Here is a 21,130-nt window from a genome sequence, read left to right as displayed (position 1 = left end):
CAGCAACGCGCCTGAGCCACCTCAGTGCGCCGCCGGCTGCTCGCGCGTCCGCGGAGGCGGCCCCTCCGGAGCGTCTGTCGCGTCGGGCTTGCGGCCGCGGATGCGGGCGACCATGCGATGCAGCCAGTGCTCGATATCGTCGACGTAGGTGAACACCGCCGGCACGACCAGCAGGCTCAGCACCGTGGAGGTGATCAGCCCGCCGATCACCGCCATGGCCATCGGCGCGCGGAAGCTGGAATCGGCCGCGCTCAGGCCGAATGCGATCGGCGCCATGCCCGCGCCCATGGCCAGCGTGGTCATGATGATCGGCCGCGCGCGCTTGTGGCAGGCATCGCGCAGCGCATCCCAGCGCGTCATTCCGTGATCGCGGCGAGCGACGATCGCGTACTCCACCAGCAGGATCGAGTTCTTGGTGGCCACGCCCATCAGCATGATGAAGCCGATCATCGAGGGCATCGACAGCGCCTGCTGCCCCAGCAGCAGGCCGATGAAGGCCCCGCCCAGCGCCAGCGGCAACGCGCACAGGATGGTGACGGGGTGCAGGAAGTCCTTGAAGAGCAGCACCAGCACGATGTAGATGCACAGCACGCCGGTCAGCATCGCCAGGCCGAAGCTGGCGAACAGCTCGCTCATCATCTCGGCGTCGCCCACCTCCGCCACGCGTACGCCGGGCGGCAGGTTGCGCACCGAGGGCAGTGCTTCCACCGCCTTCTTCGCGTCCCCCAGGCCAACGCCGGAGAGTTCGATTTCGAAGTTGACGTTGCGCGAGCGGTCGTAGCGGTCGATCACCGCAGGGCCGCCTTCCATCGTGAGCGCGGCGACCTGGCTCAGCATCACCGGGCCGCGCGCACCGGGGACGGTCAGGCGCTCCAGCAGCGAGAGGTCCTGCCGCGCAGAGTCCTCCAGCTTGACCACGATCGGCACCTGCCGCTGCGCCAGGTTGAGCTTGGCCAGGGCCTGGTCGTAGTCGCCGAGCGTGGCCACGCGCAGGGTCTCGGCGATGGCCGAGCTGGTCACGCCCAGGTCGGCGGCACGGGCGAAGTCCGGCCGCACCACGATTTCGGGCCGGATCAGGCTCGCGGTGGAGGTGATGTTGCCCAGGCCGGGGATGGCGCGCAGGTCCTTCTCGACCGCGCGAGCCGCGGCCGTGAGCGCGTACGGTTCCTCGCCCGTCAGCACCAGGATGTACTTCTCGCCCGAGCCGCCGAGGCCCACGGTCGTGCGCACGCCGGGCAGGGTTTCGAGTGTCTTGCGGATGTTGTTCTCGATGCCCTGCTTGCGCGGCCGGTCGCCGCGGTCGGCCAGCTTGATGGTGAGCGTGGCCTTGCGGGTCTCCGGCGTGCCGAAGCTGGCAAAGGGATCGCCGCCCGCGCTGCCGCCGCCCACGGTGGTGTAGACGCTCTTCACGTGCTCCACCGCCATCACCCGCTGTCGCGTCTCCTCGGCCATCGCCAGCGTCTGCGCCAGCGTCGCGCCCGGCGGCAGCGACAGGTACACCTGCGTCTGCGAGTTGTCGTCGGCCGGGATGAACCCGGTCTTGAGCAGCGGGATCAGCGCGATCGAGCCGAAGAAGAAGAGGGTGGCCAGCACCATGGTGGTAAAGCGATGCCGCAGGCTGCGCTCGGCCAGGCGCATGTACAAGGCGAGCCAGCGCGGCTCCTTCTCGGCGCCGACCAGCGGCTTGAGGATGTAGGCCGCCATCATCGGCGTGAGCATCCGCGCCACCACCAGCGAGGCAAAGACCGCGAGCGAGGCAGTCCACCCGAACTGCTTGAAGAACTTGCCGGCCACGCCGCTCATGAAGGCGGTGGGCAGGAACACCGCGATCAGCGTGAAGGTGGTGGCGATCACCGCCAGGCCGATCTCGTCGGCCGCCTCCATGGCCGCCTGGTAGGGCGTCTTGCCCATGCGCAGGTGGCGCACGATGTTCTCGACCTCCACGATCGCGTCGTCCACCAGGATGCCCACCACCAGCGACAGCGCCAGCAGCGTGACGACGTTGATCGAGAAGCCCAGCCAATGCATGCCGATGAAGGCCGGGATGGCCGACATCGGCAGCGCGACGGCCGAGACGAAGGTGGCGCGCCAGTCGCGAAGGAACAGCCAGACCACGATCACCGCAAGCAGGGCGCCTTCGAAGAGCAGGTGCAGCGAGCCGTCGTATTCCTCCTGCACCGGCTCGACGAAGTTGAACGCCTCGGTGAGCTCGATGTCGGGACGTTGCGCGCGCAGCTCGGCCAGGGCCTTCTGCACCGCACCGCCGACCTCGACCTCGCTCGCGCCGCGGCTGCGCGCGACCTCGAAGCCGACCACGGGCTTGCCGTCGAGCAGGGCGGCGGCGCGCGGCTCGGCAATGGTGTCGGAGACGCGCGCCACCTGGTCGAGCCGGATGCTGCGTCCGTCCGACAGCGGGATCTGCATGTCGCGCAGCTCATCGGCCGAGCGCACGGTGGCGAGCGTGCGCACCGGCTGCTCGCTGCCGCCCAGATCGGTGCGCCCGCCGGCGCTCTCGGTCTGCACCTGGCGCAGCTGGCGCGAGATGTCGGCGGCAGTGGCCCCCAGCGACTGCAGCCTGCCCGGATCGAGGTCGACATGGATCTGGCGCGTGACGCCGCCGACGCGGTTGACCGCGCCCACGCCGCTGATGGCCAGCAGCTTCTTGGTGACCGTGTCGTCGACGAACCAGCTGAGCGCCTCCGGGTCCATGCGCGAGGAAGCGATGGTGAAAGCCAGGACCGGCTGGGCCGCGAAGTCCAGCTTGTTGATGATGGGGTCGCGCACGTCCGCCGGCAGATCGGCGCGTACGCGCTGCACCGCGGAGCGCACGTCGTCGACCGCCTCCTGCACCGGCTTCTCGAGGCGGAACTCGACGATCATCGTGGCCGCGCCGTCCTGCACCTTGGTCGTGATGTGCTTGAGGCCCTGAACGGTGGCGATCGAGTTCTCGATCTTGCGCGCCACGTCGTTCTCCAGCTGCGAGGGCGCCGCGCCCGGCAGCGAGACCGAGACCGTCACCGTGGGCAGGTCGATGTCGGGGAAGTTCTGAACCTTCATCGCGTTGAAGGACAGCAGCCCGGCGAAAGTGAGCAGCACGAACAGCATCACCGCGGGGATGGGGTTGCGGATGGACCAGGCGGAGACGTTCATTCAGTGGCTCGCTTCGGATCGGGATGACTTACGGCGCACTTCTCAGGGCGCACTTCTCACGGCGCACTTCGCTTGGCCGGCGGCGCATCCACCACCCGCACCAGGTCGCCGTCGTTCAGGAAGCCCGCGCCCTGGACCACGATGCGCGCGTCCGCGGGCAGCCTGGTGGTGATCTCGATGCGGTCGCCCACGCGGCGGCCGGTCTCGACCTTCAGCTGCGCGACGCGGTTGTCGGGCTGGAGCAGGAGCAGGTGGTTGAAGCCGTCGCGCGGCACCACCGCGGCTTGCGGAACGGTGAGCGCGTTGCTGTGGCCGAGCTGGAACTCGCCGCGCGCGAACATGCCGGCCTTGACGACGCTCGTCTGCTGCAAGCCAGGGAGGTCGACGTAGACGAGGGCATTGCGCGTCTGGGGGTCGACAGTCGGCGCAATGCTGCGCACCGTGCCGCTGACCTGGGCGCCGCTGGCACTGGTGATCACGGCAGGGGTGCCCACGGCGACGCGGCTGAGCTCGGCCGATGTCACCTCGGCGCGCCACTCGAGGCGGCCCTGGCGGATCAGCCGGAACAGCTCGGTGCCGGCGCCGAGCACGCTGCCCACCGTCGCGGTGCGCGACGAGATCACGCCGTCGTCGGGCGCCAGCACCTGCGTGTTGCGGCCGCGCACCTGCTGGGCGGCCAGCACGGCCTGGGCCGCCTCGACGCGCGCCTTCGCGGTTTGCTCCGCCGTCTGGTACTGGTTGATCTGCTGCTGGCTCAAGGCGCCGGTCGCCTGCAGGGTGCGGGCGCGCGCGGCGTTGCCGGCGGCATCGGCAGCAGTCGCCCTGGCCTCGGCCAGCGAGGCGCGGGCCTGGGCCACATCGGCTTGCACGGTCTCTTGCGAGAAGGTGGCGAGCACTTGGCCCTTCTTCACTGCATCGCCCACGTTGACGCGAACTTCGGCCAGGCGCAGGCCGGTGGACTCGGAGCCGATGCTGGCTTCCTGCCATGCCGCAACATTGCCGTTGGCGGCCAGCGTGATGGTGAGCTCGCTGGTCTCGGGCTTGGCCACCGTCACGGTGAGCGCAGGCCTGGGCTGTGCGGCGGCTTCCTTCGACATGCCGGCGGCCTGCTCGGCCGGCTTGCCGCGCGAGAACAGGAAGGCGCCGACCGCGAGCAGCAGCACCAGCACAGCCACGATGATGAGCAGGGTGGAACGCTTCATTCTTGTCATAAGAGCTACTTCGCTGACTTCGCGATCGAGGAGTTGCTTGTCGTTTCGGTGCCTGGCCGCGACCAGCCGCCGCCGGTGGTGCGGTAGAGCGCAACCCAGGCCTCGGCGCGCTCGCGCTGCAGCGAGACGCGCGCGGTCTGCGCCGCGAACAGCGTGCGCCGCGCGTCCTCCAGCTCGAACAGGCTGGCAAGGCCGCTCTGATAGCGCGCGCTGGTGGCGTCGAACGAGGCCCGGTAGTTCTGCACCGCAGCATCGGCATCGCCGGTGCGCTGGTCGGTGCTCTGCAGGTTGATCAGCGCCTCCTCCACCTCGCGCACGGCCTGGCGCACGTTGCCGCGGTAGAGCGCGACGGCTTCGTCGTAGCGGGCCCGCGCGGCATCCACGTTGGCGGCCAGGGTGCCGCCGTCGAAGATCGGCACGGTCAGCGCCACCGGGCCGATGCTCCAGGTATCCACCGTCTCGCGAAAGCCGCTGGTGCGGAACTGCAGGCGGCCGATGGAGCCCTGAAGTGTCAGCCGCGGGAAGCGCTGTGCCAGTGCGGAGCCGGCCTCTGCGCTGGCAGCGGCAACGCCCAGTTCGGCCGCATACACGTCCGGCCGCTGGGCCAGCACCTCGGCGGGCACGCTGGCCACAGGGTGCACGGCCGGCAGCGTGCGTTCGACCGGCACGGCATCCAGCCGGGCCTGCAGCGTGGCGGCCTCGATGCCGGTCAACGCGACCAGCGATTGCTGCAGCAGGGCGCACTGGGCGCGTTGCTGGGTCAGCCTGGCCGAGGCATCGGAGGCGCCGGCGCGCGCCAACGCGGCGTCGGCCGGCGCGGTGAAGCCGGCACGGGCCGAAAGGTCGTTGAGACGCGCGGTCTCCGCCCGCGATCGGGTGTCGTCTGCGGCCACGGCGAGTTGGCGCCGGCAGGCGCGTTCTCCGAAATAGGCGTTGGCCGTCTCGGCCGCCACAGAGACCCGCGCTTCGTGCCACCTGGCGTCGGCGCTGTCGAGGCGGGCCTGGTTGGCATCGCGGGTGGCGCGCAGGCCACCGAACAGGTCGACCTCCCAGTTCGACTGCAGGCCGGCCTGGAGGGTGGTGATGGCGGGAATTGCAGTGCTCGTCGAGCTGGCGCCCGTGCTGCCGGTGCCGCCCAGTCCGGTGAAGCCGCCGGTGGGCGAATTGCTGCGGCTGGCCGAGGCATTGGCGCCGAGGTTGGGTGCCAGCGCAGCGCCGGCGGCGACGCGCGAGGCACGTGCCTCGGCGATGCGCGCGGCGGCGCTGGCCACGTTGGGGCTGGCGGCCTGGGCCGCGTCGATCAGCTCGACCAGGAACGGATCGTCGAGCTGGCGCCACCAGTCGGCCAGCACGGGCAGCGAGCCGCCGTGGGGCAGGGGGGTGCTCCACTGCGCGGGTGTCGGTGCCGTGACCTTCTCGGGCGGGCGCGGGAGCGTGCAGGCCGAGAACGCCAAAGGGAGCGTGAAGGAAAGCGCGAAGCAGAGCGCGCGAAGCCGGAAGTTCCTCATGAGGTTCCGCAAAAAGTGGCGTGGCTGGCGATCGGGTAGGTCGCGTCGCTGGGCCGGATGCAGCCGGTGGGCCGGGCAAGGCGCGCAGCATAGCAAGACTGCACGCGCCGCTCGGCAAGCCCCTGCGCAGATCGGAAACCTGCATCGTAGCCAGTCGCGACGACGCCATCGATGACATCGGCGCGAGCCATTGATGCACAGGCTACGATTCCGCCATGTCAGCCGTCACCGCGTCAACCGCCGCACTGCCGCTCGATGCCGAAGGCATCCTGGCCCTGGCAGCCCGCTCGATGTTCCATCTTTTTTCCAGCATCAGCCAGGGCATGTTCCTGGTCGACCGCAGCGGTCGCATCGTCTGGGTCAACGAGGGCTACCGCCGCTTCCTTCCGGCGCTGGGCTTCTCGTCCATCGACCAGTTCCTCGGGCACCCGGTGGAGGAGGTCGTGCCCAACACGCTGATGCAGCGCGTGCTGGAGACCGGCGAGCCCATCCTGATCGACCTGCTCACCAACAAGGCCGGCACCTTCGTGGTCAGCCGCATTCCGCTGCGTGAGGAGCGCGAGGACGGCGCGGCCGGGGCCGTGATCGGGGCGATCGGCATCGTGCTCTTCGACCACCCGGAGGACACGCTTCAGCCGCTGATCAGCAAGTTCGCGCTGCTGCAGCGCGACCTCGACGACGCGCGCCGCGAGCTCGCGACCCAGCGCAACAACCCGCTCTGGCAGCAGTCGGCCGACGGGCAGCGGCGATCGAAATACACCTTTGCCAGCTTCATCGGCGCCAGCCCGGCGGCGGTGGAGGTCAAGCGCCATGCGCGGCGCGCGGCACAGTCCTCCAGCCCGGTGCTCCTGCTGGGCGAGACCGGCACCGGCAAGGAATTGCTGGCACATGCGATTCATGCCGCGTCGGCCCGGGCCCGCAACGCCTTCGTCAGCGTGAACATCGCGGCCGTGCCCGATACGCTGCTGGAGGCCGAGTTCTTCGGCGTCGCCCCCGGCGCCTACACCGGGGCCGACCGCAAGGCGCGCGAGGGCAAGTTCAAGCTGGCCGATGGCGGCACGCTGTTCCTCGACGAGATCGGCGACATGCCCTTGACGCTGCAGGCCAAGCTGCTGCGCGCCCTGCAGGAGGGCGAGATCGAGCCGCTGGGCTCCAACAAGCTGGTGCCTTTCGACGCGCGCGTGATCGCCGCCACCTCGCGCGACCTGCCGGCGCTGGTGCGGGAAGGGCGCTTCCGCGAGGACCTGTTCTACCGCCTGAACGTGCTGCCGGTGCGCGTGCCGCCGCTGCGCGAGCGGCGCGCCGACATCCCCGCGCTGGTCGAAGCGCTGGGCGAGGACATGGCGCTGCGCAGCGGCGAGGCTCCGCCCGAGCTGATGCCGGATGCGCTGGCGCTGCTGGCCGCGCAGCACTGGCGCGGCAACATCCGCGAGCTGCGCAACGTGCTGGAGCAGGTCACCATGCGCAGCGACTCGCAGCGCATCGACGCGGCGCAGCTGGAACGCATCCTGCGCGAGACCGGGCAGGAGAAGATTGCCGCGCCCGACCCGCTGCAGGCGGCGCCGGGCACGGCCGGGAGCGACGACAAGGCCTTGCTGCTGCGCCCGTTGGCCGAGCAGGTGGCCGAGCTGGAGCGAAAGGCCATTGCAGCTGCGATGGCAACGACCGGCGGCAACAAGCTGGCGGCGTCGCGGCTGTTGAAGATCTCACGCGCGACTTTGTATGAACGTCTGGAAAACCCTGACTGAGAAAAATGCAATCGCCTGAAACTCAGGCAAGTCAAATGTATTGATTCCAGTCCTTTCACTCGAAGCCTGCGGGAAAGTCCTTGGCTGACAACGCGATCGCAGCTGGCATGAACTGTGCAATATTCAGTCATCCATCCTCAGGAGACAAAAGAATGCACCGTCGCCATCTGGTCGCCCTCGCGGCCGTCGCAGCTTTGGGCGCCACCGCCCTGACCACTCCCGCGCTCGCCCAGTCCAACGAGATCCGCATCGCGCATATCTACAGCAAGACCGGCCCGCTGGAAGCCTACGGCAAGCAGACGCAGACCGGCCTCATGATGGGCTTGAGCTACGCCACGGGCGGCACGATGGCCGTCAACGGCAAGAAGATCGTGGTCATCGAGAAGGACGACCAAGGCAAGCCCGATCTCGGCAAGTCGCTGCTGGCCGCGGCCTATGCGGACGACAAGGCCGCATTGGCGGTGGGCCCCACCTCCTCGGGCGTGGCGCTCGCGATGCTGCCGGTGGCCGAGGAGTACAAGAAGATCCTGCTGGTCGAGCCCGCCGTGGCCGACTCGATCACCGGCGACAAGTGGAACAAGTACATCTTCCGCACCGGCCGCAACTCGAGCCAGGACGCAATCAGCAACGCGGTCGCGCTCGACAAGCCGGGCGTCAGCATCGCCACGCTGGCACAGGACTACGCTTTCGGCCGCGATGGCGTGAAGGCCTTCAAGGATGCGATCAAGAAGGCCAAGATCGTCCATGAGGAATACCTGCCGCAGAACACCACCGACTTCACCGCCGGCGCGCAGCGGCTGATCGACAAGCTCAAGGACCAGCCGGGCCGCAAGGTGATCTGGGTCGTCTGGGCCGGCGCGGGCAACCCCTTCAAGATCGCGGACCTCGACCTCCAGCGCTACGGCATCGAGATCGCCACGGGCGGCAACATCCTGCCCGCCATGGCCAGCTACAAGCAATTCCCGGGCATGGAAGGCGCCACCTACTACTACTTCGGCATCCCGAAGAACCCGGTGAACGAGGCCCTGGTCGCGGCGCACTACAAGGAATTCAAGACGCCGCCCGACTTCTTCACGGCCGGTGGCTTCAGCGCGGCGATGGCCGTGGTGACGGCGCTCAAGAAGACGGGCGGCGACACCGGCACCAACAAGCTGATCTCGACGATGGAAGGCATGACCTTCGATACGCCCAAGGGCCCGATGACCTTCCGCAAGGAAGACCACCAGGCGCTGCAGAGCATGTACCACTTCAAGATCAAGGCCGACCCGGCCTTCGCCTGGGGCGTGCCGGAGCTGGTGCACGAGATCAAGGCGTCGGAGATGGACATTCCGATCAAGAACAAGCGCTGAGAAATCGGACTCCGGACGCCGTGCATGCACTGCGTCCGCTACCCGCATCCGTCTTCCCTTACCCCATGCTCGAAACCAGGGATCTGACGATCCGCTTTGGTGGCCATGTCGCGGTCAACGCCGTGAGCTGCGCCTTCGCACCCGGCACGCTGACGGCGATCGTCGGCCCGAATGGCGCGGGCAAGACCACCTACTTCAATCTCATCTCGGGGCAGCTCAAGGCCAGCGCCGGCACGGTCTCGCTCGACGGGCAGATGCTCACAGGGCTGAGCGCCTCGGCGCGCACGCGTGCCGGGCTGGGGCGTGCCTTCCAACTGACCAACCTCTTTCCCAACCTGACAGTGCTCGAGAACGTGCGCCTCGCAGTGCAGGCCACGCGCGAGGGGGCGCACCGGCGCGGGCTCAACCTTTGGAGCATCTGGAGCGATCACCGTGCGCTGACCGAGCGGGCCGACCAGATCCTGGAAGAGGTCGCGCTCAAGGCCAAGGAGCATGCACCCGTTGCGAGCCTGCCGCATGGTGACCAGCGCAAGCTGGAGGTGGCGCTGTTGATGGCGCTGGAGCCCCAGGTGTTCATGTTCGACGAGCCGACGGCCGGCATGAACGCGGCCGAGGCGCCGGTGATCCTCGACCTGATCCGCGCGCTCAAGAAGGACCGCAGCAAGACCATCCTGCTCGTGGAGCACAAGATGGACGTGGTGCGCGAGCTCGCGGATCGCATCATCGTGCTGCACAACGGGCAGCTGGTTGCGGACGGCGAGCCCGCGGAGGTGATTGCATCGCCGGTGGTGCAGGAGGCTTACCTCGGCGTAGCGAAGGAGCCGCAACGATGAGCGCGAACCTGCTCACGCTCGAAGGCGTTCATACCCACATCGGCGCCTACCACATCCTCCACGGCGTCGACCTCGCCGTTCCCAGGGGCCAGCTCACCATGCTGCTGGGCCGCAACGGCGCCGGCAAGACCACCACGCTGCGGACCATCATGGGCCTGTGGCATGCCTCGCAAGGCCGGGTGCGCTTCGGCGAACGCGACATCACGGCGCTGCACACGCCGCAGATCGCCGGGCTCGGCATTGCGTACGTGCCCGAGAACATGGGCATCTTCTCCGACCTCACCGTGAAGGAAAACATGCTGCTCGCGGCGCGCGGCGCGAAGAACGCCGAGCAGATGGACGACGCCCGCCTGAAGTGGATCTTCGAGCTCTTCCCCGCGGTGCAGAAGTTCTGGAACCACCCCGCCGGCAAGCTCTCGGGCGGGCAGAAGCAGATGCTGGCGGTCGCGCGTGCGATCGTCGAGCCGCGCGAGCTGCTGATCGTCGACGAGCCCAGCAAGGGCCTGGCGCCCGCGATCATCAACAACATGATCGAAGCCTTCGGCGCGCTGAAGAAAAGCGGCGTGACGATCCTGCTCGTCGAGCAGAACCTCCATTTCGCGCAGCGCCTCGGCGATACGGTCGCGGTGATGGACAACGGCCGCCTGGTGCATGGCGGCAGCATGGCGGCCTTCTCGGCCGACGAGGAATTGCAGCGGTCGCTGCTGGGGCTGGCCCTATGAAACTTGACTTCGACTGGAAGCCGCTGCTGCTCGTCCCGGTGCTCGTGCTCATCGCGCTGCCGCTGACCGGCTCGTTCTCGACCTGGCTCACGCTCACCGTCGCCGGGCTCGCGATGGGCATGATCATCTTCATCATCGCCTCGGGCCTGACGCTGGTTTTCGGCTTGATGGACGTGCTCAATTTCGGCCATGGCGTTTTCATCGCGCTGGGTGCCTTCGTGGCAAGCACGGTGCTCGGCGGCATGGGCGACTGGACCGGCTCTCAGGAGGTCTGGCGCAACCTGCTCGCGGTGTTCCCCGCGATGCTGGTGGCCATGGCCGTGGCCGGCGCGGTCGGCCTGGCCTTCGAACGCTTCATCGTGCGGCCGGTGTACGGCCAGCATCTCAAGCAGATCCTCATCACCATGGGCGGCATGATCATCGGCGAGGAGCTGATCAAGGTGATCTGGGGGCCGGGGCAGATCCCGCTGCCGCTGCCCGATGGGCTGCGCGGTTCGCTGCTGGTCGGCGATGCGGCGATCAGCAAGTACCGCCTGCTGGCGGTGGCGGTCGGGCTCGTCGTCTTCGGGGTGCTGGCCTGGACGCTCGCGCGCACCAAGATCGGCCTCCTGATCCGCGCCGGCGTGCAGGACCGCGAGATGGTCGAGTCGCTGGGCTATCGCATCGGGCGGCTCTTCATCGGCGTCTTCGTCGTCGGCAGCGCGCTGGCCGGACTGGGCGGCGTGATGTGGGGGCTGTTCCAGCAGAACCTGATCCCGCAGATGGGCGCGCAGGTCAACGTGCTGATCTTCATCGTGATCATCATCGGCGGACTGGGCTCGACCACCGGCGCGCTGATCGGCGCGTTGCTGGTCGGCTTGCTGACCAACTACACCGGCTTCCTGCTGCCGGTGGCCACGCAGTTCGCCAGCATTGCGCTGATGGTGGCGGTGCTGTTGTGGCGTCCGCAAGGCGTGTATCCGGTGGCGAGCAGCCGGTGAGGAGGGCGACACGATGCTGAATCGCCTTCTTTCCAACGACCTCCCGCGCAGCCGCGTCCTGGCCGTGCTGCTCGTGCTGCTTCTGATCGGGCTGGCCTTCGCGCCCTTTATCTTCCCCGGCGTCAAGGCGCTGAGCGTGGCGGCCAAGGTGCTGGTGTTCATCGTGCTGGTCGCAAGCTTCGATCTGCTGCTGGGCTACACCGGCATCGTCAGCTTTGCCCACACCATGTTCTTCGGCATCGGCGCCTATGGCATCGCGATCTCCGCGACGCGGCTCGGTCCGGGCTGGGGCGCGTTGCTGCTGGGGCTGGGTGCGGCGCTCGTCGTGTCGCTGCTGCTGTCGCTCGCCATCGGCCTGTTCTCGCTGCGCGTGCGGGCCATCTTCTTCGCGATGATCACGCTGGCGGTGGCCTCGGCCTTCCAGACGCTCGCCTCGCAGCTGTCGGACTTCACCGGTGGCGAGGACGGGTTGACCTTCAAGCTGCCGGAGCTGATCTCGCCGTCCTTCGAGTTTGCGCAGGAGCCTTTCCTCGGCGTGTCGCTCGATGGTCGCTTGCTGTGCTACTACCTGCTCTTCGTCGCCGCGGTGATGCTGGTTCTGGCCTTGCTGCGCATCGTCAACTCGCCTTTCGGCCGCGTGCTGCAGGCCATCCGCGAGAACGAGTTCCGGGCCGAGGCCATCGGCTACCGGGTGGTGGTCTACCGCACCACCGCCTCGGTGCTGTCGGCGCTGTTTGCCACGCTGGCTGGCGCGATGCTGGCGATCTGGCTGCGCTACAACGGTCCGGACACCTCGCTGTCCTTCGAGATCATGATCGACGTGCTGCTGATCGTGGTGATCGGCGGCATGGGCACCGTGTACGGCGCGGCCATCGGCGCCGCGCTCTTCGTGGTGGCGCAGAGCTATCTGCAGGACCTGCTGCGCCTCGGCAGCGAGGCGGTGAGCGGGATCTCCTGGCTGGCCGCGCTGCTGTCTCCGGACCGCTGGCTGCTGTGGCTGGGCCTTCTTTTCGTGCTCTCCGTCTACTACTTCCCGACCGGCATCGTCGGCCGTCTTCGAGCAAGGGCCCAGCGATGAACGCACCGACATCGAACTACCTGCAGATTGCCGGCCGCGAGATCCACTGGATGGACTGGGGCGGGCAGGGCGGTCCCGTGGTGGTCGCCTGGCATGGCCTGGCGCGCACCTGCCGCGACATGGACGAGCTGGCCGGGCATTTCTCCGAGCGCGGCTTTCGAGTGATCTGCCCGGACACGATCGGACGCGGGCTCAGCCAGTGGAGCCCGGCGCCCGACGACGAATACCAACTGGCCTTCTACGCACGCCTCGCGGCCGGCCTGTGCGATGCGCTGGCGCTCGAGCGGGTGCACTGGGTCGGCACCTCGATGGGCGGCGCCATCGGCATGGTGTGCGCGGGCGGCCTGGTCGAGCCTCGCATGAAGGCGCGCATCGCCAGCCTCGTGCTCAACGACAACGCGCCTCAGATTGCGGATGCGGCCATCGAGCGCATCCGCTCCTATGCCGGTCAGCCGCCCGCCTTCGACACGGTGGCCGAGCTCGAAGCCTTCTTCCGCACCGTGTACAAGCCCTACGGCTGGCTCAGCGATGCGCAATGGCGGCGGCTCACGGAGACCTCCACGCGGCGCTTGCCCGATGGCCGCGTGACGCCGCACTACGATCCGGCCATGGTGCGGCAGTTCGTCGTGCACCCGGAGGACTACGTGCTGTGGCCGCACTACGATGCGATCGAGGTGCCGCTGCTGTGCCTGCGCGGCGTGGATTCCGACCTGGTGCTGCCCGACACGCTGGTCGAGATGCAGCGCCGCGGCCCCGGCGCGGCGGGGCGCCTGCAGGTCATCGAGGTGCCGGGCTGCGGCCATGCGCCGGCGCTCAACGTGCCTTCTCATCTGGAGCCGATCGAGGCCTTTGTGCGCGCTGCCGGCATCTAGTGCACAAGCTCGCCACAATCGGACCTGAATCAACTCGGAGTCATCGATGGCGCTCTCGTTCTACGACATCTCGGTCCCGGTCTTCCTCCGCGGACTCGGCCAGCTTTCACATCTGCTGGACAAGGGCCTCGCGCATGCGCAGGCTTCAGGCATCGACCCGTCGGTGCTGGTGAACGCACGGCTTGCACCCGACATGTTCACGCTGGTGGGCCAGGTCCAGAGCGCGAGCGATGCTTCGAAGCTGGGCGTTGCCCGGATCGCCGGCCTCACGGCGCCGAGCTTTCCTGATACAGAAACCACCTATGCGGAACTGCAGGCTCGCGTGGCCAAGACCGTGGACTATCTGCAAAGTGTGGACCGCGCGGTGGTCGACGGCTTCGAAGACCGCCCCGTCACGATGAAGGCGCGCGGCAACGAGTTGAACTTCACCGCGCAGCGCTACCTGCTGCAGTTCGCGCTGCCCAACTTCTTCTTCCACGTGACCACCGCCTACGACGTGCTGCGGCACAGCGGCGTGCCGCTCGGAAAGATGGACTACCTCGGGCGGTTCTGAGAGCCAAGGAGCTTCAAGCCCGCGTCGGCCACCCGCTCAGATGCCGCTCGGCAATTGCGGCCAGCGCCGTGATCCAGTCGCCGCGGTCGTTGAGGCAGGGGATGTAGTGGAACTCCTTGCCGCCCGCCTGCAGGAAGGCGTCGCGGCCCTCCATCGCGATCTCTTCCAGCGTCTCCAGGCAGTCGGCGGGGAAGCCCGGGCACAGCACGTCGACGCGCGCGACGCCTGTTGCGCCCAGCTCGCGCAGCGTGGGCTCGGTGTAGGGCTCCAGCCATTTGGCACGGCCGAAGCGTGACTGGAAGGTGACGCGGTACTGCGAGTCGGCGAGCTCCAGGCGCTCGGCAAGGAGGTTCGCTGTCGTGAGGCATTGCGCCTGGTACGGGTCGCCGAGGCGGATGTTGCGCTCCGGGATGCCATGAAAGCTCATCAGCAGCCGGTCGGGCCGGCCATGGTGCTTCCAGTGGTCCTCCACGCTGCGGGCCAGTGCCTCGATGTAGAGCGGTTCGCCGTGATAGTCGTTGACGAAGCGGAACTCCGGCACACGGCGCACGCGCGCGCTCCAGGCGTTGACCGCATCGATCACGCTGGCGGTGGTGGTGGCCGAATACTGGGGGTAGGCCTGCAGCACCAGCACCCGCGTGGCGCCTTCGGACTGGAGGGCGTCGAGCTGCGACGGGATCGATGGCTGGCCATATCGCATGGCTTCGCGCACTGTCACGCGGTGCCCGCGCTCGCCGAGCCAGCCGGCCAGCAGCTTCGCCTGCTTCTGTGTCCAGACCTTCAGCGGCGCGCCCTCGGGCATCCAGACACTTGCGTACTTGACCGCCGATTTTGCCGGCCGAGTGCGCAGGATGATGCCGTAGAGGATCGGCGCCCACAGCGCCTTCGGAATCTCGACGACGCGGGGGTCTCCGAGGAAGTCGGCCAGGTAGGGACGAACCGCGCGGGCGGTGGGTTCGTCGGGCGAGCCGAGGTTGCACCAGAGCACGGCGGTACGCTCCCGGTCTGTGGCGGCGTGAGCTTCGGGGCGAAAAGGCATGCGCTATTCTCGGCCATGGCCCTTGCGACTCCCCATCCCCAGGCGCTCGACGTGAAGCGCATTGCCGCAATCTCGCTCGACCTCGACGACACGCTCTGGCCCATCTGGCCCACCATCGAGCGCGCCGAGCGCGCACTGCACGAATGGCTGCTGCGCGAGGCGCCCAAGACTGCGAACCTGCTCATCACGCCCGGCGTGCTGCGCGAGCTGCGCGAGGCCACCGAGAAGGAGCGCTCCGACCTGGCGCATGACCTGAGCGCGCTGCGCCGCGAATCCATCCGCACTGCGCTGAAGCGCGCGCACGAGGACCCGGCGCTCGCTGACCCGGCCTTCGACCTTTTCTTCGCCGAGCGCCAGCGCGTGACGCTCTACGACGACGCCTTGCCCGCGCTCGAGTGGCTCAGCGAACGCTACCCGCTGGTGGCGATTTCCAACGGGAATGCCGATGTTCATCTGACCGGTGTCGGGCCCTGGTTTCGCGCTGCCTTCAGTGCACGCGAGTTCGGCAGCGGCAAGCCGCACCCGGCCATCTTCCGCGCCGCTGCGGCTTCGATCGGGTTGCCTGCGGAGCACGTGCTGCATGTGGGCGACGATGCCGCCCTGGACGTGGTAGGCGCCCTCGGCGCGGGCATGCAGGCCGCCTGGCTGGTGCGCGAGGAGCGGCCCTGGGAACACGGCGCGCGGCCGCATCTGATCGTGCCCGACCTGCATGCGCTGTGCAGGGCGCTGGGCGCGGATTGAGGATTTCCCGCAGTCATCCGCCGGAACTTTCGCGGGTGACGACGCCCTGAAGAGGCTGGCCGCGCGATGCGGCCTGTCTGCATCTTTCTTCTCTACACCTCCGGAAAAGGACTCCACCGAATGATCGACACCCGTCGCCTGCCCGCACTCCTTCTTGCCTTCCTCGCACTCCTGTCGCTTGCCTTGCCGCTGGCGGCGCAGGCTCGCGAGATGGTCAGCGCAGCGCGCGACGAAGTGAACCTGCGCAGCGCTCCCGGCAGGCGCTACGAAGCGGCCTGGATCGTGAGTCGCGGCTATCCGCTCGAAGTCATTGGCCGCAGAGGTGCCTGGCTGCGGGTTCGCGACTTCGAGAACGATCGGGCGTGGGTACTGAGCTCCCGCACGAAACGAACGCCCCACCACATCGTGACGGCGAGCGTCGCAAACTTGCGCGGTACGCCGAGCACGCGAGGTCGCATCATTGGCAAAGCGCGTTATGGCGACGTACTGCGCACGTTGCAGCGCCGTGGCGAGTGGGTCAAGGTGCGCCTTGCCCGCGGCACCACGGGCTGGATCGCGCGGCGGCTGCTCTGGGGCTGGTAGCAGGAGGCTAGCGCCCCGCCGCCGAGCGGTTCAGTGCATCGCTCAATGTGTGCTGGGTGTTGAGGCTCTTGATCATGCCCGCCGCGTTGCTGCGGGCGTTGATCACGGTCTGGTTCACGATGCGCTGGTTGTTCAGCGTGTTCTGGATGATGGTGCCCGTGCCGTTGGCCAGCACGTCCGGCGCGACGCTGTTGCGCGGCCCGACCTGGACCAGGTTGAGCGCCGTCATCTGCCGCGCGAGCTGCGTCGCCTGAGCCGGCGTGAGGTCGGCGACGCGGCCGAAGTTGAGCGAGGTCTGGGTCACCAGGTCGCCATTGACATAGACGGCGCGCGTGATGCCGAAGCTGACCAGCAGTCCGGCGCCGACCTCGAAACCGCCTCGCTGCTTGTCCAGGGTCCGGTTGCTCACCGCCATCCACACAGCGTCGGCCCGCGCCGGCAGGGCTGCGGCCGTGCCGAGCAGGGTGCACAGCAGCAGAGACGCGGCGGTCGGCATCAGAATTCCCCCGGTCCCAGCTTGGGCAGGGCGATGCCCGCCATGCCATCGCGATTGACGCCGTTGCCCAGCGGCGCGCGCGGCGCGACGCGCCAGTCAGCCGCGAGGTTGAAGCGCGCCATTTCCATCCGGTTGTGGATGACGAACAGCAGGCCGTTCTTCCAGATCGCCTCGAAGGCTTCGCGTCGCATCGCGCGCGTGCCCTGGGCCGGGTCGCCGATCAGCACCCGGTCGCGCTGCACGCCCTTGACGACGACGAAATGGTGGTAGCCGTTCTCGTTGATCAGCACGATCGCGGGAACGCGCGCCTCGTTGAGCTTGTCGAGCGGCTGCTCGAACCCATCGGCTTGAAAGCCGCGCCCGGCCAGGAAGTTCTTCATGTCGAGCAGCGAGAAGCCTTCGCGATGGATCTTCTGCCGGTCGCCGCGCATGTACATCTGTTCGAACACCACCTGCTCCGTAACCGGGTAGCCGTAGTGATGGGTAAGCAGGGTCGCAAGCGCGGCTGATCCGCAAGAGAAGTCGTACTTCTGGAGCAGCGTGCTGGCCAGCCGCGCCTGGCGCATGCTGGTGACCGGCATGATGACGTCGCCCGAGCCCATCGCCGGCAGGTGTGCGAGCTGTGCCGCGGCCGGGCCGGCAGCGGCGAGAAGGGCGAGGGCGAGCAGTTGGCTGCGCATCGCCGCTTCCTCAGTTCATCTGCAGGTGCAGGATGACCGCGTTCTGGATCAGCACATTGGCGCCGGTGTTCTGGATCACCACCGGCAGGCCGTTCATGTTGGCGAAGGAGCCCGAGCTGATGGCGTTGTTGCCGGTCGCGACGTTGTGCGCCGCGTTGCCGGCCGTGACGCCGGTCAGTTCCATTTCGTTGCTGACCGCCTGCCCGCCTCGGTACTTGTCGAGCGCCTTGGCGTCCACCGGCTTCCAGGGCGCACCCGTCTCCTTCGGCGCCACCGATGGCTGCGCCGCAGCGGCAGCCGCGAGCACGAAGGCCAGCAGGATCGCGCCGGCGGATCGGGAGAGTGCGATGGGTCTCATGATGTCTCTCCGGTGGACCAGGGGCAAACGTCCGCGCGGCCGCAGGTTCGCTGCGGGCCGCGCGGAAGTCCTCCGCTCTCTCCCCTAACGTCCCACGGACAGGTTGGCCTGCACATTCACGCTCTGCTGGACCAGCGACGAGAGGCCGCTGTTCTGGTTCGCGATCATGATGCCGGCCGCCGACTGCCCGACGCTGGTCATGGTGTTCGACATGTTGAAGGTGCCGGCGTTGACCGTGTTGGTCCCGCCCGCGCCGCCCGTGCCGCCTTCACCCACGCCGCCGGTGCCGCCCGCCGCTGTGTTCGTGCCGCCGCTGCCAGCGCCGCCTGCACCACCCGTGCCGCTGCCGCCCGAGCCGCCGCTGCCCGCGGTGTTGTTGCCGTTGCTGGCGCTGCCGTTGGTGGCGCTGCCGTTGGTCGCCGCGCCACCGGCGCCGCCGGTGCCGGCGCCCGCCGTGCGGCTGCCGCTGTTGGTGCTGGTCGCCGTGCCGCCCGCACCGCCTGCGCCGCCCGCGCCGGCCGACGCCGACGAAGCCGCATTGCCTGCACCGCCCGCGCCGCCTGCGCCCGTCGTGCCGCCGGTTGCATCGGCCGTGCCGCTGGTTCCGCCGCCACCGCCCGCACGGCCGCTCGATCCGCCTCTGGCATTCGCATTGCCGGACGAGCCGCCGGAGCCGCCCCTGCCTCCTGCCGCCGCGGCATCCGCGGCACCGTCGCCACCGCTGGCGCCGTTCGCGCGCACGAAGCCGCTGGCATTCAGGCCGTTGGCGCCGCCGCCGTCGCCCCAGCCGCCGTTGCCCGCGCGGGCATTCCCATTGGTCGCACTGCCATGATTGATCGCGCCGTTGGACGCGGTGCCGCCCGCAGCCCCGACCGCGCCGTTGCCGACCGCGCCGTTGCCGCCCTGGCCGCTTCCATTGGCTGTGCCGCCGCGGCCTACGCCGCCGTACCCGCCCTTGCCGGTGCCGCCTGCAGCCGAGCCGACGTTGAGGGCCTGGTTGCCGATGCCGTAGATGCTGTTGCCGGTCACCGCGCCGCTGAGGTTGCTGCTTGCCGTGGCCTTCGTCACGTTGAAGGCGTTGCTGAAGGTGCCGGTGGAGCCGTTGTTGAGCGCCGCCGAGCGCGTGGCGTTGGCATAAGCGTCACCCGAGTCCTTGTTGGTGCTGCTGTCGGTCCGCGTGCTCGTTCGTGTGCTGGTGCTCGTGCTGGTACTTGTGGCAGTGCTCGTGTTGTCGCCCTCGCCGGTCAATTGAAGCGAGAGTCGGTCCGAGTCGTTGGCGAGCGCCGTACCGCTGAACCCGAACGCAACTGTCAGGGCCGAAGCCAGGATCGTCTTCTTCATAAGGTCTCCAACTGTTGATGGACAAAGCTCAGGTGAATTGCGTCGCCGCAATCGGCAGGGACCGTGCAACTTCGGTGCCAACCGGCTTGCGCCGTGTTGTGGACTTGCTTCTTCCGAGTGAGCGCGTGGGCGCGACGGCGATCCGGCGCTCGGCGCCAAAGGTGCAATGAGCGATGAAAGGCCACGATCTGTCACGGCGCTTAGACGGTAGTCCCGGCGACGCGTGAGGCAGTGTTGCTAATTTGACTCGGCAGTACGGGAGGGCCGCCGATCGCGCTATGCCCTTCGGCCGTCTCGTCGCTGTGACAGCCCGATGGAGGCGGTCGCTCCCCGCCATTCGGGTGCGCTCCCTGCAAAGCGAGGCTCGATCCGGTGGCCACGCGTTTCCTGCCGGTCCGGCTTCGCGAGTGCGGAGTGCACCAGATCTGAGACACCCTCTCTGATCCCGGAGCCGCTGCATTACCTTTGTTTTCAACTTGCATCTTGCAGCCATTTGAAATGTACGTTTACGCTGCGTTGCGACACACCCAGGGGGAACAGTAACAATGGGAGGGTCACCATGCAGACGAACCGTGCGGGCAGGACGCTGACGTTCATTGCTTGTTCTTCAATGCTCATGTCCGGCGCAGTCGCGCAGGCGCAACGCGAGGCGGCCGGCCGAACGCCGAGCACCGGCAAGCGCATCGAGGCCCTGCAGCAGCAAGTCCAGGCTCAGGGCCGGCAGCTCGAGTCGCTGCGCCAACAGGCGCAGGAACAAGAGGCCCGCTACCGCGAGCTGCAGGAGCGTTTGCAGACGCAAGAGGCGCGCAGCACGCAGCCGCCGCGTACCGAGGTGCCACTGCCGACCGCTCCAGCGGCCACGGCCCAGGCGCCCGACCCCGGAACCCGGCCGGTGCGCGTCGGCGTGGCCCCGAGTACCGAAGGGCCGGCCATTCCCGACGTCGCGCCGCTGTTCGACCAGCCTGGCATCCTGACGCCGCGCGGCAAGTTCATCTTCGAGCCATCGCTGCAATACGCGTACTCGTCGAACAACCGGGTCGCGCTGGTGGGCTACACCGTGATCCCCGCCTTGCTGATCGGGCTGGTCGACGTGCGCGAAGTCAAGCGCAATACGCTGACGGCAGCGGCGACCGGCCGATGGGGCGTTTCCAACCGGCTCGAGCTCGAGGCCAAGGTTCCGTACGTCTACCGCTCCGACTCGACCATCAGCCGCGAGATCTTCACCGGCTCGGCCAACGAGCGCGTGTTCGACACACGCGGCAACTCGATCGGCGATGTCGAGCTGGCGGCCCGCTACCAGCTCAACGAGGGCAAGGGCAACTGGCCTTACATGATCGGGTCGCTGCGATTCAAGACCCGCACGGGCAAGGATCCCTTCGAGGTGGTCACCGACTGCGTCACGCGCTGCATCGGGAACACCACCGGCACCGGCCTGCCGCTGGAGCTGCCGACCGGCTCCGGGTTCTATTCGCTGCAGGCGGGGCTGACCTGGCTGCTGCCTTCCGACCCTGCGGTGTTCTTCGGCAGCTTCAGCTACACCTACAACGCCGGCCGCGACAACCTCAGCCGCCTGGTGCTCAATGGCGAGCGCGAGTCCATCGGCAACGTAAAGCCGGGCAACGTCTTCGGCGCCAACTTCGGCATGGGGCTGGCGCTCAACGAGCGTTCCTCCTTCAGCGTCGGCGTGGACCTGAACTCCATTGGCAAGACCACGCAGAACGGCTTGCCTGTCGTGACCTCGGTCCGCACGCAGCTCGCGTCCCTCCAGCTGGGCTACGCCTACCGTCTCAGCGAAAAGACTTCGCTGAACGTCACGGTGGGGGCCGGGTTGACGCGCGACACGCCCGACCTCAGCCTGACCGTGCGGCTGCCGATGTCGTTCTAGGACG

19 protein-coding genes are annotated in these 21,130 nt (G+C 68.3%); 11 read left to right on the top strand and 8 right to left on the bottom strand.

The genetic code is table 11. From position 1 onward, the window contains the following. Window positions 1-21: 21 nt before the first annotated feature. Genes G3W89_RS15180 through G3W89_RS15170 form a run of 3 tightly spaced genes read right to left on the bottom strand, consistent with a single transcriptional unit; the run spans window position 22 to window position 5,869 of the window. Window positions 22-3,150, bottom strand: a complete 3,129-nt coding sequence (locus G3W89_RS15180) for an efflux RND transporter permease subunit (RefSeq protein WP_162574963.1) — start codon at window positions 3,148-3,150, stop codon at window positions 22-24. A 56-nt stretch (window positions 3,151-3,206) separates the two neighbouring features. Beyond that, on the bottom strand, window positions 3,207-4,361 hold the full coding sequence (locus tag G3W89_RS15175) for an efflux RND transporter periplasmic adaptor subunit (protein WP_162574962.1): 1,155 nt from the start codon (window positions 4,359-4,361) through the stop codon (window positions 3,207-3,209). 5 nt (window positions 4,362-4,366) lie between these two features. Beyond that, window positions 4,367-5,869: an efflux transporter outer membrane subunit gene (locus G3W89_RS15170; RefSeq protein WP_162574961.1), complete on the bottom strand. Its 1,503-nt coding sequence runs from the start codon at window positions 5,867-5,869 to the stop codon at window positions 4,367-4,369. A 215-nt stretch (window positions 5,870-6,084) separates the two neighbouring features. Between G3W89_RS15170 and G3W89_RS15165 the strand changes: the two genes are divergently transcribed. The 8 genes from G3W89_RS15165 (at window position 6,085) to G3W89_RS15130 (ending at window position 14,004) form a co-directional block, all read left to right on the top strand. Further along, complete coding sequence (locus G3W89_RS15165) at window positions 6,085-7,617, top strand: sigma-54 interaction domain-containing protein (RefSeq protein WP_162574960.1); 1,533 nt, start codon at window positions 6,085-6,087, stop codon at window positions 7,615-7,617. A 152-nt stretch (window positions 7,618-7,769) separates the two neighbouring features. Beyond that, window positions 7,770-8,966, top strand: coding sequence for a substrate-binding domain-containing protein (locus G3W89_RS15160; protein WP_162574959.1), 1,197 nt, complete (start codon window positions 7,770-7,772; stop codon window positions 8,964-8,966). A 65-nt stretch (window positions 8,967-9,031) separates the two neighbouring features. Then, a complete protein-coding gene (locus tag G3W89_RS15155) occupies window positions 9,032-9,799 on the top strand; it encodes an ABC transporter ATP-binding protein (RefSeq protein ID WP_162574958.1) in 768 nt (255 codons plus the stop codon). Next, window positions 9,796-10,521, top strand: coding sequence for an ABC transporter ATP-binding protein (locus tag G3W89_RS15150; RefSeq protein WP_162574957.1), 726 nt, complete (start codon window positions 9,796-9,798; stop codon window positions 10,519-10,521). The genes G3W89_RS15155 and G3W89_RS15150 overlap by 4 nt, the downstream gene beginning before the upstream one ends. Then, entirely contained in the window at window positions 10,518-11,501 is a 984-nt protein-coding gene (locus tag G3W89_RS15145) for a branched-chain amino acid ABC transporter permease (protein ID WP_162574956.1), read from the top strand. Before G3W89_RS15150 ends, G3W89_RS15145 begins: the two co-directional genes overlap by 4 nt. Window positions 11,502-11,514: 13 nt before the next feature. Then, complete coding sequence (locus G3W89_RS15140) at window positions 11,515-12,579, top strand: branched-chain amino acid ABC transporter permease (protein WP_162574955.1); 1,065 nt, start codon at window positions 11,515-11,517, stop codon at window positions 12,577-12,579. Then, the gene (locus G3W89_RS15135; RefSeq protein WP_162574954.1) at window positions 12,576-13,451 is read left to right on the top strand and encodes an alpha/beta fold hydrolase; all 876 of its coding nucleotides are present in this window, start codon (window positions 12,576-12,578) and stop codon (window positions 13,449-13,451) included. The genes G3W89_RS15140 and G3W89_RS15135 overlap by 4 nt, the downstream gene beginning before the upstream one ends. Window positions 13,452-13,497: 46 nt before the next feature. Beyond that, window positions 13,498-14,004, top strand: coding sequence for a DUF1993 domain-containing protein (locus tag G3W89_RS15130; RefSeq protein ID WP_162574953.1), 507 nt, complete (start codon window positions 13,498-13,500; stop codon window positions 14,002-14,004). Window positions 14,005-14,017: 13 nt separating this feature from the next. Here the strand turns inward: G3W89_RS15130 and hemH are convergent, their stop codons facing one another. After that, window positions 14,018-15,043 (bottom strand): ferrochelatase, encoded by a 1,026-nt coding sequence (hemH, locus tag G3W89_RS15125; protein ID WP_162574952.1) that lies wholly within the window; start codon window positions 15,041-15,043, stop codon window positions 14,018-14,020. A gap of 15 nt (window positions 15,044-15,058) precedes the next feature. Between hemH and G3W89_RS15120 the strand changes: the two genes are divergently transcribed. After that, the gene (locus G3W89_RS15120; RefSeq protein ID WP_162574951.1) at window positions 15,059-15,784 is read left to right on the top strand and encodes an HAD family hydrolase; all 726 of its coding nucleotides are present in this window, start codon (window positions 15,059-15,061) and stop codon (window positions 15,782-15,784) included. A 120-nt stretch (window positions 15,785-15,904) separates the two neighbouring features. Continuing rightward, window positions 15,905-16,366: an SH3 domain-containing protein gene (locus G3W89_RS15115; RefSeq protein WP_162574950.1), complete on the top strand. Its 462-nt coding sequence runs from the start codon at window positions 15,905-15,907 to the stop codon at window positions 16,364-16,366. Between the two features lie 7 nt (window positions 16,367-16,373). Here the strand turns inward: G3W89_RS15115 and G3W89_RS15110 are convergent, their stop codons facing one another. The 4 genes from G3W89_RS15110 to G3W89_RS15095 all read right to left on the bottom strand — a co-directional run bounded on the left by G3W89_RS15110 (window position 16,374) and on the right by G3W89_RS15095 (window position 19,241). Further along, a complete protein-coding gene (locus G3W89_RS15110) occupies window positions 16,374-16,862 on the bottom strand; it encodes a hypothetical protein (RefSeq protein WP_162574949.1) in 489 nt (162 codons plus the stop codon). After that, window positions 16,862-17,542 (bottom strand): C39 family peptidase, encoded by a 681-nt coding sequence (locus G3W89_RS15105; protein ID WP_162574948.1) that lies wholly within the window; start codon window positions 17,540-17,542, stop codon window positions 16,862-16,864. Before G3W89_RS15105 ends, G3W89_RS15110 begins: the two co-directional genes overlap by 1 nt. A 10-nt stretch (window positions 17,543-17,552) precedes the next feature. Further along, window positions 17,553-17,900 carry a hypothetical protein gene (locus tag G3W89_RS15100; RefSeq protein ID WP_162572180.1) on the bottom strand — a complete coding sequence of 116 codons (348 nt, stop codon included), beginning with the start codon at window positions 17,898-17,900 and terminating at the stop codon, window positions 17,553-17,555. Window positions 17,901-17,984: 84 nt separating this feature from the next. Next, window positions 17,985-19,241 carry a hypothetical protein gene (locus tag G3W89_RS15095; protein WP_162574947.1) on the bottom strand — a complete coding sequence of 419 codons (1,257 nt, stop codon included), beginning with the start codon at window positions 19,239-19,241 and terminating at the stop codon, window positions 17,985-17,987. A 616-nt stretch (window positions 19,242-19,857) separates the two neighbouring features. On the opposite strand from G3W89_RS15095, the gene G3W89_RS15090 reads away from it, so the two are divergent. Continuing rightward, the gene (locus G3W89_RS15090) at window positions 19,858-21,126 is read left to right on the top strand and encodes a transporter (RefSeq protein ID WP_232076552.1); all 1,269 of its coding nucleotides are present in this window, start codon (window positions 19,858-19,860) and stop codon (window positions 21,124-21,126) included. Window positions 21,127-21,130 lie beyond the last annotated feature (4 nt).

The organism is Variovorax sp. PBL-H6, assembly GCF_901827155.1.
Lineage (GTDB): Bacteria > Pseudomonadota > Gammaproteobacteria > Burkholderiales > Burkholderiaceae_C > Variovorax.
Note: the sequence above shows the minus strand (reverse complement) of the source record. Positions and strands in the feature narration are given on the sequence as shown.